At 72.1% G+C, this 16,981-nt stretch carries 14 protein-coding genes; 4 read left to right on the top strand and 10 right to left on the bottom strand.

The window, feature by feature from the left end:
- Positions 1–328 precede the first annotated feature (328 nt).
- The 4 genes from ACIG0D_RS28155 to ACIG0D_RS28140 are packed head-to-tail and all read right to left on the bottom strand — an operon-like array spanning position 329 to position 4,422.
- On the bottom strand, positions 329–1,729 hold the full coding sequence (locus tag ACIG0D_RS28155) for an NAD(P)/FAD-dependent oxidoreductase (RefSeq protein ID WP_399806197.1): 1,401 nt from the start codon (positions 1,727–1,729) through the stop codon (positions 329–331).
- Positions 1,722–3,245: an MAB_1171c family putative transporter gene (locus ACIG0D_RS28150; protein WP_399806195.1), complete on the bottom strand. Its 1,524-nt coding sequence runs from the start codon at positions 3,243–3,245 to the stop codon at positions 1,722–1,724. Before ACIG0D_RS28150 ends, ACIG0D_RS28155 begins: the two co-directional genes overlap by 8 nt.
- On the bottom strand, positions 3,242–3,853 hold the full coding sequence (locus ACIG0D_RS28145) for a toxin (protein WP_399806193.1): 612 nt from the start codon (positions 3,851–3,853) through the stop codon (positions 3,242–3,244). Before ACIG0D_RS28145 ends, ACIG0D_RS28150 begins: the two co-directional genes overlap by 4 nt.
- Positions 3,850–4,422, bottom strand: coding sequence for a hypothetical protein (locus tag ACIG0D_RS28140; RefSeq protein WP_399806191.1), 573 nt, complete (start codon positions 4,420–4,422; stop codon positions 3,850–3,852). The genes ACIG0D_RS28145 and ACIG0D_RS28140 overlap by 4 nt, the downstream gene beginning before the upstream one ends.
- A 494-nt stretch (positions 4,423–4,916) precedes the next feature.
- Here ACIG0D_RS28140 and ACIG0D_RS28135 point away from each other — a divergent pair, with 494 nt between their 5' ends.
- Both ACIG0D_RS28135 and ACIG0D_RS28130 read left to right on the top strand, forming a co-directional pair.
- On the top strand, positions 4,917–6,137 hold the full coding sequence (locus tag ACIG0D_RS28135; RefSeq protein WP_399806189.1) for a trypsin-like serine peptidase: 1,221 nt from the start codon (positions 4,917–4,919) through the stop codon (positions 6,135–6,137).
- Positions 6,138–6,442: 305 nt separating this feature from the next.
- Positions 6,443–7,675 carry a trypsin-like serine peptidase gene (locus ACIG0D_RS28130; RefSeq protein WP_399806187.1) on the top strand — a complete coding sequence of 411 codons (1,233 nt, stop codon included), beginning with the start codon at positions 6,443–6,445 and terminating at the stop codon, positions 7,673–7,675.
- A gap of 108 nt (positions 7,676–7,783) precedes the next feature.
- Here the strand turns inward: ACIG0D_RS28130 and hflX are convergent, their stop codons facing one another.
- The 6 genes from hflX to miaA form a co-directional block, all read right to left on the bottom strand.
- Positions 7,784–9,283: a GTPase HflX gene (gene hflX / locus ACIG0D_RS28125; RefSeq protein WP_399806185.1), complete on the bottom strand. Its 1,500-nt coding sequence runs from the start codon at positions 9,281–9,283 to the stop codon at positions 7,784–7,786.
- A gap of 229 nt (positions 9,284–9,512) precedes the next feature.
- Entirely contained in the window at positions 9,513–11,027 is a 1,515-nt protein-coding gene (locus tag ACIG0D_RS28120) for a M1 family metallopeptidase (RefSeq protein WP_399806183.1), read from the bottom strand.
- Positions 11,028–11,120: 93 nt separating this feature from the next.
- On the bottom strand, positions 11,121–13,367 hold the full coding sequence (locus ACIG0D_RS28115; protein ID WP_399806181.1) for a RelA/SpoT family protein: 2,247 nt from the start codon (positions 13,365–13,367) through the stop codon (positions 11,121–11,123).
- A gap of 305 nt (positions 13,368–13,672) precedes the next feature.
- A complete protein-coding gene (gene dapF / locus ACIG0D_RS28110; protein WP_399806179.1) occupies positions 13,673–14,542 on the bottom strand; it encodes a diaminopimelate epimerase in 870 nt (289 codons plus the stop codon).
- Positions 14,543–14,589: 47 nt separating this feature from the next.
- Positions 14,590–15,093 carry a hypothetical protein gene (locus ACIG0D_RS28105; RefSeq protein WP_399806177.1) on the bottom strand — a complete coding sequence of 168 codons (504 nt, stop codon included), beginning with the start codon at positions 15,091–15,093 and terminating at the stop codon, positions 14,590–14,592.
- Positions 15,094–15,201: 108 nt separating this feature from the next.
- Positions 15,202–16,140, bottom strand: a complete 939-nt coding sequence (gene miaA / locus ACIG0D_RS28100; RefSeq protein ID WP_399806175.1) for a tRNA (adenosine(37)-N6)-dimethylallyltransferase MiaA — start codon at positions 16,138–16,140, stop codon at positions 15,202–15,204.
- Between the two features lie 182 nt (positions 16,141–16,322).
- Here miaA and ACIG0D_RS28095 point away from each other — a divergent pair, with 182 nt between their 5' ends.
- Positions 16,323–16,655 (top strand): hypothetical protein, encoded by a 333-nt coding sequence (locus tag ACIG0D_RS28095; protein ID WP_399806173.1) that lies wholly within the window; start codon positions 16,323–16,325, stop codon positions 16,653–16,655.
- Between the two features lie 25 nt (positions 16,656–16,680).
- Positions 16,681–16,980 (top strand): antitoxin, encoded by a 300-nt coding sequence (locus ACIG0D_RS28090; RefSeq protein WP_399806171.1) that lies wholly within the window; start codon positions 16,681–16,683, stop codon positions 16,978–16,980.
- Position 16,981 lies beyond the last annotated feature (1 nt).

Below are 16,981 nucleotides of genomic sequence, written 5' to 3'. Positions count from 1 at the left end.
GAGGAGTCGGCCGCTCGCGCCGGCTCGTCCGCCCCTCGCCCGCCGCGCCGCCGCTTCCTCGACACCGGCTCACATCGACCCGTCCACCCGGTCCGGAGCCCGGACTTCCTCATCCCGGGCCCGACCGGGCAGACCCCACCGCTACCAACCGCGCAGCAAGCAGCGGGTTACGGGTTGCCGCGAGATCGGTGCGGCTCGATCCACGTGCTGGGTGCCGCCCCGGTCGATCCGGAGCCGCGTCCTGCCGGCCGGGAGCCGCGTCCTGTCGATCGGGAGCGGCGTCCTGTCAGTCGAGAGCCGCGTCCTGTCGGCCGGGAGCCACGTCCCGTCACCCGAGAGCCGCGTCGCGTTCCCGTTCGGTCAGAGGCGGGCCCTGGAGGAGGGGTTTCCGCGGGCCAAGGAACATGGGAACCAGCATGTCGGGCGAGAACAGGCGGGTGGCGGGCTTCTCCAGGCTCATCACGTCCAGGAGGGCGCCCATGGCCCGGGGGTTGCTCGCGCCGGTTGCGACGCAGCGGTCGACGTAGCGGGCGAGGAACCGTTCGACGAGGGTGGGCGCGGTGTCCGTGGCGCCGGGGTAGAAGGCGTCCTGGCCGACGGCGAGGTCCCAGGCCGCGGCCACGGGGCGAGCGGCGGCGCGCTGGAGCCGGCGGGCCGTTCCGGGGGCCGTGATGTCGGTGGTGCGCAGGACGTCGCGCACGGCGAGGGCGCACTGCGCGGCGACGGTGAGGCCATGGCCGTAGACGGGGTTGTAACTGGCGATGGCGTCGCCCAGGACGGTGAAGCCGTCGGGCCAGCGGGCCATCTTCTCGTAGTAGCGGCGGTGGTTGGCGGTGCTGCGGGTGGTGGCGACGCCGCCGACCGGTTCGGCGTTCTTGAGGAGTTCGCCGATGACGGGGTCGCCCAGTCCGAGGGCGAAGTCGACGAACGCGTCCGGGTCGCCGGTGGGTTCGCCGCCGCGGCTGCCGGAGAGGGTGACGATCCACCGGCCGTTCTCGATGGGCAGGATGATGCCGCCCCGGCCGGGCGCCTTGGCCGGGTTGGCCTGCACGTTGACGAGCGGGAAGGCGGAGTCCGCGGTGGAGCCGGGGGCGTGGTAGAGGCGGCTGGCGTAGGCGACGCCGGCGTTGACCTCGCGTTCGGTGACCGGCGGGAGTCCGAGCGCGGTCAGCCAGCCGGGCGCGCGGGAGCCTCGGCCGGTGGCGTCCACGACGAGGTCGGCGGACAGGGCGCGCTCCTCGCCGTCGACGCGAACGCGGACGCCGGTCACGCGGGAGGCGTCGCCGAGCAGTTCGAGAGCGGTGGCCTCGGGCAGGAGGCTGATCCGCTCGTCGCTGAGGACGCGGGTGCCGAGCCGTGCGTCGAGGAGAGGACGGGAGCAGACCAGATTGCGGTGGTGGGTGGCGGTGAAGCGCCGGAACCAGACCTCGTTGGGGGCGCGCGAGACCATGTCGCCCATGATGTGCACGAGGCGTGCGCCGTCGGCCACGGCCTCGTCGACGACGCCGGGGAGCAGGTCCTCGAAGGCCTGGACGCCCCCGCTCCAGATCAGGTGGGCGTGGCGGGACTGAGGGACGCCACGGCGGGGCTCGGGGGAGGTCGGCAGGGCGTCGCGCTCGACGACGGTGACGTCGGCGGAGTCGGCGAGGGCCGCCGCGGCGAAGAGTCCCGCGGCGCTCGCCCCTATGACGACCGCGGTGGGGCGGCGGGTGGCGGATCTGTCAGTCATCTGTGTTCATGCTTTCTGTACGGCCACCCGCAGGCGGATGGTGACTACTGTGCGGGCCTGGGGCGCGGCGGCCAACGGCCCCGAGGGACTGGCCCCCAGGAGACCCGGTCGGCAGAGGCTGGCCCCCCGGAGACCCGGTCCCCGGAAGCTGGGCCCCCGAAGGCCCGGTCCCCAGCGGCCCAGTCGCCGAAGGCCCGGTCACCAGCGGCCCAGTCGCCGGAGGCTCGGGCACCGAAGGCCCGGTCACCAGCGGCCCAGTTGCCGGAGGTTCAGGCGCCGAAGGCCCCGTCGCCAGCGGCCCAGTCGCCGCAGGCTCGGTCGCCGAAGGTTCAGTCGCCGCAGGCTCGGTCGTCAGTGCCCGCACGCGGATGTCCGCCAGGACGCGGGGCCGGGTGAGGCTCCGGGAGATGGCCTCGAGGTGGTCTGTGACGCCGCTGCCGATGTGGGCGGGCTGTCCGCTCGTCTCGCGCCGGGTGCCGCTGCTGTACGAGTCGAGCGCCGCCTGGATCGCGACGGCACCGGCGAGGCCGCGGGCGTTCGCGTCGTCGTGCGTGGCGGAGGCCACCCGGTAGGCCCGCCGGTGGAGGTCGTGGTCGAAGTGCGGAGCCAGGCGCAGCAGTCCGTCGTGGATGTGCTGCCTCCGCTGGAGCAGGCGCAGGTCGAGCGGGGCGAACCTGCTGACGCGGGCCCGGGCGGTCGCCGGGACCACGTCGTCGATGACCCGGGCGAGGGGCCGCAGCCGCCAGTGGGCGAGCTGTTCCCGTGGCCATTTCTGCAGGAAGGGCCCGATGACGGGGAGGAGGAAGCCGATGGCCATCAGGGTGGCGCCGAGGATGGCGCAGGGCGGGGCGGCGTGGGTGCTCAGGCCGTCCCAGTCGGTTCCCGCCCAGCGCGCTCCCATCGCGGTCAGCTTCGCCAGGGCGTAGAGGACTCCGAAGGCGTATCCGGTCTGGAGGAAGCGCAGGCCCGTCTTCAGCCAGCGGGCGCTGACCTGGGGGATCCAGGACCGGATCATGGAGGCGGCGACGAGCGTGGAGATGAGGAACTCGAGGAGGTAGAGCAGGATGTGCTCGCGCATCCAGGGTGTGGTGGCGTAGTAGGTGTCCAGGTCGTAGATGCGTTCCTCGGGCACGTCGGCCAGGAGGAAGGTGACCCACAGGGCGGTGATGGTGCCGGCGTGGATCAGCCAGACGGCGCGGACGCGGCGGCGGCGCCGGGGGGACGGCTCCTCCCGCCAGGTGATGATCATGGCGAGGCAGGCGCCCGAGAAGCCGGTGAGCAGCGAGTAGCTCCACGGAGCGGCGATGTTCGGTACGCCCGTCACCGTGTTGATCCTGTGGATGGTCGCGGGCGTCACGGAGACGAAGACGCACAGGGCCCACAGCAGTACCACCCACGTCCCTCGCGCGTCGGGATCCCGCCAGGACCGCAGGAACGTCGGGAACTTGGCGGCCAGCCCGGCCAGCAGCAGCACGGTGGGGAGGGCGTAGGGCAGGTGGAGATCGGCGAGGTTCATCCGAGTATCTGCCCGCCGCGGTGGCTGAGGGAGAGGTCGATACGGCCCTCCACCGTCGCGGGGCTGACCGGGCCCCTGGCGTGCGGACCGGTCATCCAGGCGCGGACCTCACGGCCGAAGAGCAGTCCGAAGGTCTCGGCGTCCGCCTCGTGGTCGTCCTCGGACACGGCGCGGCCGGCGATGGTGAGCAGTGCCTGACGCGGGACCTGCTGGGCGGCGAGGATCTCCTCGGCCGCTCGCCGCAGGACCTCGGGCGGCTGGTCGGAGGCGAGTGCGCGGGCGGCGGCGGGCAGGCCGGGGATGTGGCTGCCGCACTCCCCCTGCTCCTCGTGCCATAACTCGTGGCCGAGGATGACGAGCTGGGCCTCGGGGACGGCGCGTTCCTCGACGACGATGATGGAGCGGTCACCGCAGTCCAGGCGCATCCCCGAGACCGGGATGTCGTCGGGGAAGGCACGGAGCGCCAGTTGGATGGGCCGGCCGCGGCGGACGCTCATCGCCTGGCAGAAGCCGTGCATGACGGTCGAGGGGTCGGCAGGGCGCTGGATGATCCTGGACGCTTCCCTGCCGAGGTCGGCAAGGAGCGATTTCATCGCTCTCGTGCTCACTGGTCGGTGTCCTCCTTCCCGGGCAGCACCGAACGGATCACTCCCTCGAGGAGCCGGTCCAGCGCCTCGGGCGTCATGGAGCCGTGCCGGCGCAGGTCCGCCGTCCGTACTCCGTACTTTCTGAGCAGCGCCTCGACGGGGTCCGTCTCCGGGTTCTCCAGCCGGGCCAGGACCGGCGTCAGGGCGCGGTTGAGCGCCTTGTCGGCGGGGGCGGTGAAGAACGCCTCGCCGGCCTCCAGGCCGAAGAACTCCGCGAGTTTGTGCAGGTGCTCGATGTTGGGCGTCTTCTTGCCCTCGAGAATCAGGCGGGCCCAGACGTCGGAGACGTTCAGGGACGCGCCCACCTCGGCCGCGAGTGCCGCCATCTTCCTGCCGGTACGCCGCAGGTCGGCTTGGGCCAGCACCCGGATGCGCGCCGAAAACCGCTCGGGCACGGTGTCGTCGGGCGGCGGCTCTCCCGCGAGCAGCGCGCGGACGACGGGCTCGGGCAGGGCGGTGCCGGCCGCGAGTTCGCGCGCATCGAGGAGTACGGCCCGGTCCAGGCCCTGCTCCCGGATGAGCGCGTCCAATCGCCTCAGGGTCTCCGCCAGTTGACGAGACACCGCCACCGATGCGCTCCCTGGGCTTCCGAAGGTTGACGGTCTCTTGCGCAGTCGCACTCTACGGGCCGCCACGGCTTCGCTCAACGATCGTTTATCAGCCGCGAATGACCGTTTACGACACGGTCGCCGCCCAACCGCCGCCCCGACCGCTGCCCCAACCGCCGGCACAGCCACCGACCCGACCGCAGGCCCGGCCGCCCACGCGGTCACCCACCCGACCACCCCCCGACCACCCACCCGGCCGGCCGCCTGGACGGGCCCGGACCCGGGTGGCACACCCCCGGCAACCAGACCCGCTTCAGCACGAATTGCCAGGTTGCCCGCTCGATCAGCCTGTAGCGGAACCGTTGCCGTTCCGTCGGAAGTCGCCCGCCGCGAGCCCTTAGTGTGGGGTGCCATTCCCAGAAGGCCGTGAGAGCGACCTGAGTTCCGTATGAGTCCGTCCCAGGGGGAGTAACACCATGCGATCCACACGTCCGTCGTTCACCGCTCGCCGGGAGAGGAGCGGGCGCCGCAGAACCTCCCCCGTACTGACCGCCGTGGCCCTGGCCTCGGTGCTCGCGCTCACCGCCACCGCCTGTGAGTCGGGCGACGCCGAGGCGGGCGGTGGGGCGACGGCCTCCGCCGCGGCGGGGGACGGCAAGATCACGATCCCAGACGACATCAAGGACCGGCTCAAGGAGCACGGGATCGATCTCGACAAGTGGCGGGACGGCGCCTGGAAGAACTGGGACAAGGACGACTGGCTGCGCGAGGCCGAGGACTTCGTCAACCCGATCATCGAGGACCTGTGGGACCCGGACCGGATGCGCGAGGCCGAGGAGCCGGACCAGGAGGTCGACGACAGCGACATCTCCGGTGACCAGGGCGTGACCGACCCGGAGCCCGCTCCGGTGGAGGCGGAGCCCGTGCCGGCCTCGTACCACGCCAACACCCCCGAGGCGGGCAAGGTGTTCTTCGACGCCCCCGAGGGCACGATGGTCTGCTCGGCGACGGTCGTGAAGGACCCGGCGCACCCCGGCAAGTCCAACCTGGTGTGGACGGCGGGCCACTGTGTGCACGCCGGCAAGAACGGCGGCTGGTACCGCAACATCGCCTTCGTGCCGTCGTACAACGACGCGGGCAAGTCGGCCGCGGAGCTCCAGGACGCCACGCAGGAGGAGGTCGCTCCGTACGGCGTCTGGTGGGGCGACTGGGTGCAGACCTCGGACCAGTGGATCGAGCAGGGCGGCGCGACCGGCGGTGACGGCGCCCCGTACGACTTCGCCGTCATTCATGTGACGCCGGAGGAGGGCAGCGGCGGCAAGTCGCTGGAGGAGATGGTCGGTTCGGCGCTGCCGGTGGACTTCAACGCCCCGGCCGTACCGGAGATCGACAGCATGACGGCGACCGGGTACCCGGCGGCGCCGCCGTACGACGGCCAGAAGATGTACCAGTGCCAGGACAAGCCGGGCCGGCTGTCGCTGAACACCACGGACCCGACGATGTACCGCATCGGCTGCACCATGACCGGCGGTTCGTCCGGCGGTGGCTGGGTGGCGACGGGCTCGGACGGCAAGCCGGCGCTGGTGTCCAACACCTCGATCGGTCCGATCACGGCGGGCTGGCTGGCGGGCCCGCGGCTCGGCAAGGAGGCCAAGGCCGTCTTCGACGAGGTGAGCGGCAAGTTCGCCGGCCAGTGACGGCCGGCCACTTCGCCTGGCAGCTGCCCGGCCGCTGACGGCCGGGCACTCCACCTGGCACTTCACCGACCGGTGACGGCCGGGCAATCCACCGGCCGGTGACGGCCGGGCAACCGGACGCGGCGGCGGGGGTGGTCATGGGGAAACCTTCACCGTCCCGCCGCCGTTCGCCCTCAACCCCACGGGCATAGTGGGGTGTCGCATCCGAGATCGTTTCCGTCCCGGACCTCTCGATGCGCGCGCATGACGAGCACATGACATAACAAGCACCTGATATCACGCGTTTCTACGGGGGTCATCGCACCATGCGTTCCATACGCACGCCCGCCACCACGCACCGACACCGGCGCACCGCGCTCGCCGCCACCGGCCTCGTCGCCGCCCTGGCGCTCACCGCGACCGCCTGCGACGGCTCGGGCGAGGACGAGGCGGCCGGCCGGCCGGGCGCCACCACCTCGCAGGCCGCCGACAGTGCCGCGGACGGCGCCGGTGACGGCGGTGACGGCAAGGCCGGCATCCCGTCCGACATCACCGACCGGCTCAAGAAGCACGGCATCGACGTCGACGACTGGAAGAACGGCGGCTGGAAGAACTGGGACAAGGACAAGTGGCTCAGTGAGGCCAAGGACTTCGTCAACCCCGTGATCGAGGGGCTCTGGAAGCCGGAGCGGATGCGGTCGGCGAAGGAGGCGGACAAGACGGTCACGACGAAGGACACGTCCGCCGGGCAGGGCGTCAGCGACCCTGAGCCCGCGCCGGTCCAGGCCTCGGCCGAGAAGACGCCGTACCACAAGAACGCCGCCCCGGTCGGCAAGATCTTCTTCGACTCCCCCGAGGGCTCGATGGTCTGCTCCGGCACGGTGATCAAGGACGTGAACCACCCGGGCAAGTCCAACCTGGTCTGGACGGCCGGCCACTGCGTGCACGCGGGCCAGAACGGCGGCTGGTACCGGAACATCGTCTTCGTCCCTGCCTTCAACGACCTCGGCAAGTCCGAGGCGCAGCTGAACAACGCCGACCCCGTCGAGATCGCGCCGTACGGCAACTGGTGGGCGGACTGGGCGTCCACCTCGAACGGCTGGATCGAGGGCGGCTCGGAGACGGGTGGCGCGGGTGCCGCGTACGACTACGCCGTGCTGCACGTGAAGCCGGAGCAGGGCTCGAAGTCGCTGGAGGAGACCGTCGGCGCGGCGCTGGACGTGGACTTCTCCGCGCCGGCCGCGGCCGAGGCCGGGAGCATGGGCGCCTGGGGCTACCCGGCGGCGCCGCCGTACAACGGGCTGAAGATGTTCAAGTGCGTCGACCAGCCGGGCCGGCTCTCGCTGAGCCCGTCGCTGCCGACGATGTACCGCATCGGCTGCACCATGACCGGCGGCTCGTCCGGCGGCGGCTGGTTCCGGGTGGTGGACGGCGAGACCCGGCTGGTCTCCAACACCTCGATCGGCCCGGCCGACAACACCTGGCTGGCGGGTCCGCAGCTCGGCGAGGACGCCCGCGCGCTGTACGAGAACATGAGCGAGACCTACGGCGGCCGCTGACACCGGCCGGCGACAACCGCATACATACCGAAGGCCCGCTCCCCGCTGTACGCGGGGGCGGGCCTTCGGGCCGTCACGGTGCGCCGGTCGGGCGGCGCGGGTGGTGCCTCAGAGCGCCGGAGCCGGAGCGTACGGCATCAGTTCCGCCGCCAGTTCCTCGTGCACCCGGACCTTGAGCAGGGTGCCCTCCGCGGTGTGCTCCTCGGAGATCACCTCGCCCTCGTCGTGGGCGCGGGCGACCAGCTTGCCGTGCGTGTACGGCACCAGCGCCTCGATCTCGACCGCGGGGCGCGGCAGCTCCGCGTCGATCAGCGCCAGCAGCTCCTTGATGCCCTGGCCGGTGCGGGCCGAGACGGCGATGGAGTGCTTCTCGACGCGCAGCAGCCGCTGGAGCGTCAGCGGGTCCGCCGCGTCGGCCTTGTTGATCACGACGATCTCGGGGATGTCGGTGGCGCCGACGTCCCGGATCACCTCGCGCACGGCGGCCAGCTGCTCCTCCGGGTTCGGGTGCGAACCGTCCACCACGTGCAGGATCAGGTCGGAGTCGCCGACCTCCTCCATCGTGGAGCGGAACGCCTCGACCAGGTGGTGCGGCAGGTGCCGGACGAAGCCGACGGTGTCGGCCAGCGTGTACAGCCGGCCGCTCGGGGTCTCGGCCCGGCGCACGGTCGGGTCCAGGGTCGCGAACAGCGCGTTCTCGACCAGGACGCCGGCGCCGGTGAGGCGGTTGAGCAGCGAGGACTTGCCCGCGTTGGTGTAGCCCGCGATCGCGACGGAGGGCACCTTGTGGCGACGGCGCTCCTGACGCTTGACGTCGCGCCCGGTCTTCATCTCCGCGATCTCCCGGCGCATCTTCGCCATCTTCTCGCGGATCCGCCGCCGGTCCGTCTCGATCTTGGTCTCACCGGGACCACGGGTGGCGAGGCCGCCGCCCTTGCCGCCGCCCATCTGCCGGGACAGCGACTGACCCCAGCCTCGCAGCCGCGGCAGCATGTACTGCATCTGCGCGAGCGCGACCTGCGCCTTGCCCTCTCGGGACTTGGCGTGCTGGGCGAAGATGTCGAGGATCAGGGCCGTACGGTCGATGACCTTGACCTTGACGACGTCTTCGAGGTGGATCAGCTGGCCCGGGCTCAGCTCACCGTCGCAGATCACGGTGTCCGCGCCGGTCTCGAGCACGATCTCGCGCAGTTCCTCGGCCTTGCCGGAGCCGATGTAGGTGGCCGCGTCGGGCTTGTCACGGCGCTGGATGACGCCGTCGAGCACGAGCGCGCCCGCGGTCTCCGCGAGGGCGGCCAGCTCCGCGAGGGAGTTCTCCGCGTCCTGCACGGTCCCCGAGGTCCAGACGCCGACGAGCACGACCCGCTCCAGGCGGAGCTGCCGGTACTCGACCTCGGTGACGTCCTCGAGCTCGGTGGAGAGGCCCGCGACGCGGCGCAGAGCCGCGCGCTCGGAGCGGTCGAACTGGTCGCCGTCCCGCTCTCCGTCGATCTCGTGGCTCCAGGCGACGTCCTCTTCCATCAGGGCATCGGCCCGAAGACCCTCGGGGTAGTCGCGCGCGAGGCGCTTGCGCTGGGTGTCCTGGGAAGGGGATGAAGAGGAGGTCATTGGGTCCTTACGTCGTTGGGGATTTCCGGTGCGGGCGGAGCTGGTCCGTCACCGCCTTCAACGCACGAGTACCCCGGGAGATTCCCGTGTCCCGTGCCGTGGCTGCCAGAAGATGGTCGCACGGAACGCCCCGTCTCGTCACCGTGTTATTTCCCGGCTGCTCAGACGATTGTTCCCCGCCCGGGCGAGCCCTTACCTTCGCGGCCGGCCTTTACTTCCCACCCGCGCCTCACTTCCCACCCGCGCCCTGCTTCTCACCGGGGCCCTGCTTCTCACCCGCCTGCGTCGGAGCATCCGACGTCCAGTCCGCGTGCCCCGGCATCGGCGGGGTCTTCTCGCCGTAGAGCCAGCCCTGGAAGAAGCCGGTGAGGTCGCGGCCGGAGATCTCCGAGGCGAGCCGGACGAAGTCGGCCGTACCGGCCGTGGAGTCCTTGTGGCGGCTCACCCACGCCCGCTCCAGCCGCTCGAAGGCGGGTCGGCCGATCTCCTGGCGCAGGGCGTAGAGGATCAGTGCGGCGCCGTCGTAGACGTTGGGGCGGAAGATGCCGAGGCGGCTGCCGGGCGGCGGCGTCTTGGGCGCGGCGGGCGGCCCGCCGGCCGCACGCCAGCGGTCGGAGGCGCGGTAGGCGGCCTTCATACGGTCCTCCAGGGGCCGCTTCGCCTTCTCCTCCGCGTACACCGCCTCGTACCAGGTCGCGTGCCCCTCGTTGAGCCACAGGTCGGACCAGTTGCGCGGGGTGACGCTGTCGCCGAACCACTGGTGGGCCAGCTCGTGCACCATGATCGCCTCGACGTACCACGCGGGGAACGCGGGGTTGGTGAACAGCTCCCTCTCGAAGAGGGAGAGCGTCTGCGTCTCCAGCGCGAAGCCGGTGGACGCGTCGGCCATGAGCACGCCGTACGTCTCGAACGGGTACGGCCCGACCTTGCGCTCCATCCAGGCGATCTGGTCGGGCGTCTTCGCCAGCCACGGTTCGAGCTGCTCGCGGTGCGCGGTGGGGACGACGTCCCGTACCGGCAGCCCGCGCGGGCCGGTGCGGTGCAGCACCGTGGAGCGGCCGATGGAGACCTGGGCGAGTTCGGTGGCCATGGGGTGGTGGGTGCGGTACGTCCAGGTGGTCGCGGAGTCGGCCCGCTCCACGTCGGCCGGGAGGCCGCTCGCGACGGCCGTGTAGCCCTCGGGCGCGGTCACCCGGAAGGTGAACAGGGCCTTGTCCGACGGGTGGTCGTTGCACGGGAACACCAGGTGCGCGGCGTCGGCCTGGTTCGCCATGACGAGGCCGTCCGCGGTGCGCACCCAGCCGCCCTCCCGGCCCGCCTGGGCCATGGGCTCGCTGGTGTGCCGTACGACGATCCGCAGCCACTGGCCGGCGGGCAGCGGGTCCTCGGGCGTGATCACCAGGTCCTCGCCGGCCGTGGCGTACGGGGCGGGCTCGCCGTCGATCTCCACCGACTCGACCGTGCCGCGCGCGAAGTCCAGGTTGACGTGGTTCAGGTCGTCGGTCGTCCAGGCGTCGATCGTGGTGACCGCCTTCAGCGGCTTGTCGTTGGCGCCGGAGTAGGCCAGGGAGAGGTCGTACGAGACCACGTCGTAGCCGGGGTTCCCGAGGTACGGGAAGAGGCGGTCCCCGACGCCCAGCGGGGCCGGCGGGGTGCCGGCGGCGACGAGGCAGACGGTGACGGCGGAGGCGAGCAGCGCCGCCTTCAGCCGTCGGGGGGCACGGGTGCGGGGGGTCAGCGGCATGCCCCACCGCTACCAGCGTGCGCCCGGCGCACGGCGCAGACGCGCGCCGGGCGCACTCGAACGGCCTCCCCGGCGGGGTCCGGGCGGGTTCCCTCAGTGCGCCGAAGCGGTGTGCTGCGCCCGGCTCACGTCGTACACGCCGGGGACGTTGCGCATGGCGCGCATCAGCGCGGGCAGCCGGGCCGCCTCGGGGAGGTGCAGGGTGTAGGTGTGGCGCACGCGCTGCTGGCTGGGGGGTTCCACGGTGGCCGAGACGATCTCGGCGCCTTCCAGGGCGATGGCCTCCGTGAGGTCCGCCAGGAGATGGGGGCGGCCGAACGATTCAGCGACCAGGGTGACCCGGCACCCCGTCGTCTCGCTCCCGGCGGCCTCGCCCCAGCGCACCCCGACCTCCGCACGCCCCGAGCCCTTCATCCGCGCCACCGCCGCGCAGCCGACCCGGTGCACGGTCACCACTCCCCCGCGGACCGCGAAGCCGGTGACCTCGTCGGGCGGTACGGGCGTACAGCAGCCGGCGAGCCGTACGGCGGCGCCGGGGCGGTCGGCCACGGCGGTGACGGACGTTGCTTGAGGGGTGGGGGTGGAGGCCTGGGCCGCTTGGCAGGCCTGTGCCGCGGTGGAGGCGGGTTTCGCCTCGCCTGCCCCACCAACCACAACTTCGGCGGCCCCAGCCGCCCCTGGAGCCCCAGAGGTCTCAGCGCCCCCCTCTCCCTCGCTCACCGGATGCGCCGCCAGCCACCGCTGAATGGCGATCCGCGCGGCCGGCGTGTGGGCGTGCTCCAGCCACTCCCGGGAGGGCTCCGACGCCGGGTCCTGTCCCATGAGGAGCTGGACGGTGTCGCCGTCGCGCAGCACCGTGCTCAGCGTCGCGAGCCGGCCGTTGACGCGGGCGCCGATGCACGCGTGCGCGTCCTCGCCGTACTGCGCGTAGGCGGCGTCCACACAGGTGGCGCCCTCGGGCAGGCCGAGCGCGCCGCCGTCGGGACGGAAGACGGTGATCTCGCGGTCCTGCGCCAGGTCCTCGCGCAGGGTCGACCAGAAGGTGTCGGGGTCGGGTGCGGCCCGCTGCCATTCGAGGAGGCGGGAGAGCCAGCCGGGCCGGGTGGGGTCGACCCGCTCGCCGTCCGCCGTGGCCTGCTCCTCGGAGGGCGCCGCGTAGGGGTTGCCGAGCGCGATCACGCCCGCCTCGGCGACCTTGTGCATCCGGTGGGTGCGGATGAGGACTTCCGCGATCTGGCCGTCGGGGCGGGCGACGGCGGTGTGCAGCGACTGGTAGAGGTTGAACTTCGGTACGGCGATGAAGTCCTTGAACTCGGAGACCACGGGCGTCATACAGGTGTGCAGTTCGCCCAGCACGCCGTAGCAGTCGGCGTCCTCGTTCACCAGCACCAGGATGCGCCCGAAGTCGGCGCCGCGCAGCCGGCCGCGTTTGCGGGAGACGCGGTGCACGGAGACGAAGTGCCGGGGCCGGATGAGGACTTCGGCCGGGATGCCGGCCTCGCGCAGCACGGCCCGCATCTCGTCGGCGATCTCGGCGAGCGGGTCGTCGGCGCGGGTCGCGTTCTCGACGATCAACTCCCGGGTGTGCTCGTACTCCTCGGGGTGGAGGATCGCGAAGACGAGGTCCTCCAGTTCGGTCTTGAGCGCCTGGACGCCGAGCCGTTCGGCGAGCGGGATGAGGACGTCCCGGGTGACCTTGGCGATCCGGGCCTGTTTCTCGGGGCGCATCACACCGAGGGTGCGCATGTTGTGCAGCCGGTCGGCGAGCTTGATCGACATCACCCGGACGTCGTTGCCGGTGGCGACGAGCATCTTGCGGAAGGTCTCGGGTTCGGCGGCGGCGCCGTAGTCGACCTTCTCCAGCTTGGTGACACCGTCGACGAGATAGCGCACCTCCTCGCCGAACTGTTCGCCGACCTGGTCCAGCGTCACGTCCGTGTCCTCGACGGTGTCGTGGAGCAGGGAGGCCGTCAACGTCGTCGTCTCCGCGCCGAGTTCGGCGAGGATCAGGGTCACCGCGAGGGGGTGGGTGATGTACGGCTCGCCGCTCTTGCGCATCTGGCCGCGGTGCGAGGACTCGGCCAGGACGTAGGCGCGGCGCAGGGGTTCGAGGTCGGCGTCGGGGTGGTGGGCGCGGTGGGCGTCGACGACATGGCTGATGGCGTCGGGCAGCCGGTCCCGGGCGGCGGGGCCGAGCAGCGCGGCGCGGCCGAGGCGGCGCAGATCGATTCTGGGGCGGCTTCTCCGGCGCGGAGCGGCGGCCGTCGCGGGCGTGACGGCGCTGGTCACGGGGTCCGTCACAGCGCCTGGACTCGCAGGGTTCGTGGCCTCCGCACTCATGGGCACCTCCGGCTGCGTGGACCGGCGGACGGGGTGCCCCAGGGCGGACACGGCTCAGGGGATGGCGACGTCTCCCCCGTCCGGGCCGGTGCTTGATGCTACCGAGCCCATCACGCGCGGCTGACCGGCTCTCGCCGAGCGTGAAACGGATCACCCATTCGAGCGAAGGTGGCGAGGTTTGGGGTTGGACTGCTCTTCGAAGGATCGGCGGCCTTCGAAGGAACGGCAGAGTGCCGGCCCACGCCTCGCCGCAGAGTACGAGCCCTCGCCCCGCGGCGGTCCAGGCGCGTTCGCGGTGGTGGCCCTCAGCGCGTCGCGTTCGCCAGCCACTCCGCGTCGATCTCGCCCTCGGCGACGATCACCGCGGGGCCGGTCATCTCGATCTCTCCGTCGGGCCGCTCGGTGATCACCAGGCGGCCGCCGGGCACGTCCACGGCGTAGGTGACGGGGGTGCCGGTGACGGCGGGGTCGGCGCCGTCCCTGCGGGCGGTGGCCACGGCCACGGCGCACGCGCCCGTGCCGCAGGAGCGGGTCTCGCCGGAGCCGCGCTCGTGCACCCGCATGGCGACGTGCCGGGGGCCGCGGTCGACCACGAACTCCACGTTCACGCCGTCCGGGTAGGCGGCGGCCGGGCTGAACGGCGGCGGGGTCAGCAGGTTTCCGGCGTCGGCGAGATCGTCGACGAAGGCGACCGCGTGGGGGTTGCCCATGTTCACGTTCCGCGCGGGCCAGCTGCGCTCGCCGACGCTCACGGTGACGTCTCCCTCGGGGAGCAGCGCCTTGCCCATGCCGACGGTGACGTCACCGTCCTTGGCGATGTGCACGGTCTTCACGCCCCCGCGCGTGGCGACGGCGAGGTCGCCCTCGGTCACCAGTCCGGCGTGCAGGAGGTAGCGCGCGAACACGCGGACGCCGTTGCCGCACATCTCCGCGATCGAGCCGTCGCCGTTGCGGTAGTCCATGAACCACTCCGCCTCGGCCGCCATCGCCTTGGCCTCGGGGTGCGCGGCGGACCGCACCACGTGCAGCAGCCCGTCCCCGCCGATGCCCGCGCGCCGGTCGCACAGCGCGGCGACGGCGGCCGGGGGCAGGTCGATGACGTTCTCGGGGTCCGGGACGATCACGAAGTCGTTCTCGGTGCCGTGCCCCTTGAGGAAGGCGATCCGCGTGCTCATTCCTCGATCGTACGGGGTGGGTACGACAGCGGGCCGCCCCCGGGGCGTCAGCGCAGCCGGGCCACGCGCCACACGGCCAGCACGACCACCGCGGCGACCACGACCACGTACGCGATCACGACCCGCCAGTCGGGCCGTCGGCCCGAGCCCCGCTGCGGCAGTCCGGGCCAGGTGTGGCCGACCTTGCGGGCGGCCATCATGCCCCAGCCGGCCGCGCAGGAGCAGATGAGCAGGCCCAGCATGGCGATCATGGCTCCGCTGTCGCCGAAGTCGAAGGCCAGCGGGAAGGCGAACATCAGGGAGCCGATGGCGCCCAGTCCGACGATGGGCGCGAGCTGCCACAGCCGCAGTCGCCGCTGGGGGCGCAGTTCGACCTCGACCTCGGGCCCGCCCACGAACATCTCGTCCGGCTCGGGACCGTCGTCGGTCACGCCGCCCTGGGTCTCGTCCGGCCCGTCGGGGCTCAGACGGTCGTCGTCCCGCTCGGCAGCACCACTTCCGGTGGTGGCGTGCTCGGCGCCTTGTGCGGTGTCGCGAGGGCCGGCCTCCATCGCCACGCGCCCTCCCAACTAGGACTCCACTTGGTCGATCGAAGCTCGATGATGGCACGGCGTCGGAGGCCCCGATGACGGCCGGAGCGTCCCGATGCCATGACGTGATCAGGCTGTAACCGGTCGTTCCACCAACGCCATGGCGAGCTGCGGAAGTTCCCTCAGATCCGCCGCGGCCCCACTGAGCCAATGCACGCGTGGATCGCGCCTGAACCACGAATCCTGACGGCGCGCGAAGCGCTTGGTGGCACGGATGGTCTCGGCCCGGGCCTCCTCCAGCGTGCACTCGCCGGCGAGCGCCGCGAGCACCTGCTGGTAGCCGAGCGCGCGCGACGCCGTACGCCCCTCGCGCAACCCCTGCGCCTCCAGTGCGCGTACTTCCTCGACCAGTCCCGCCTCCCACATCCGGTCGACCCGGCGCGCGATGCGCTCGTCGAGCTCGGGGCGGGCCACGTCGACCCCGATCTGCACGGTGTCGTAGACCGAGTCGTGGCCGGGGAGGTTGGCGGTGAAGGGCCGGCCGGTGATCTCGATCACCTCCAGGGCCCGGACGATACGGCGGCCGTTGCTCGGCAGGATCGCCCGCGCGGCCTCGGGGTCGGCGGCGGCGAGGCGGGCGTGCAGCGCGCCGGAGCCGCGCAGGGCCAGCTCGTCCTCCAGGCGGGCCCGGACCTCGGGGTCGGTGCCGGGGAACTCCAGGTTGTCCACGGCCCCGCGGACGTACAGGCCGGAGCCGCCGACCAGGATCGGCCAGCGCCCCTCGGCGAGCAGTGCGTCGATCCGCTCCCGGGCCAGCCGCTGGTACTCGGCGACGGACGCCGTGACGGTCACGTCCCAGATGTCCAGGAGGTGGTGCGGCACGCCGCCGCGCTCCTCGGGCGTCAGCTTGGCGGTGCCGATGTCCATCCCCCGGTAGAGCTGCATGGAGTCGGCGTTGACGACCTCCCCACCGAGCTGCTGGGCGAGAAATACACCCAGATCGGACTTTCCGGCCGCGGTGGGTCCGACGACGGCGATGACGCGGGGGGCGGGGGCTGCACTGCTCACCGCACCAGTCTCGCAAACCTCCCACCGCGATCTCGAACGAGTTACGTGACGGCCCGCAACCGGGTTCGTTGCCCGTTGCGAGGTTTTCGCCGCCGTTTCACAGGGGCGGTGACCCGGGCGCCGCAATCGGACGCACCGGGCGACGCGGGATTTCGCCCGCACAAGTAACGTATGGAGTGGATATGGGCGTTTTTGCGCGACTTCTTCGGAGGACGAAGGCTACCGAGGAGGCGTCGACCCCCGAGGCACAGGCCGACACGGCGTCGGCCGGCTCCGAGGCGACGGAGTCCGGGGAAGCGAAGGGATCGGCCGACACCGGAGCGGACGCGGGAACCGACGCCGCGCCGGAGACGAAGACGGCCGAGGGTGCGAGCACGGGCACGGGCGCGACCGAGCCCACGGCGGAGGCCGGCGAGTCCGGCGGGTCCGGCGGGTCCGACGCCGTCGGAATCCCCAAGCAGCAGTCCGCGGTGGAGGCGGCCGACAGCGAGGCCGACAAGGGCGCCCGGACGTAGACTGCCCGCGAGGGAAGGTGGACCCATGGGTCTTTTCGACAATTTGAAGGCCAAGCTCGGCCCCGCCAAAGACAAGGTCTCCGGCCTCGCGCAACAGCACGAGGGCAAGATCCAGCACGGTATCGACCGCGCTGCCAAGGTCGTCGACGAGCGCACCAAGGGCAAGTACAGCGACAAGATCCAGTCCGGCTCCGGCAAGGCCAAGCACGCCATGGAACGGCTCGCCCACAAGGACGGCACCGGCCCGGGCCCGGGAGGCGCCACCGGCACCCCGCCGAACACGCCGCCGAGCACGCCGCCCAGCACCCCGCCGCCGGCTTCCTGAG

It is taken from the genome of Streptomyces sp. NPDC052773 (assembly GCF_044547145.1).
GTDB lineage: Bacteria > Actinomycetota > Actinomycetes > Streptomycetales > Streptomycetaceae > Streptomyces.
Note: the sequence above shows the minus strand (reverse complement) of the source record. Positions and strands in the feature narration are given on the sequence as shown.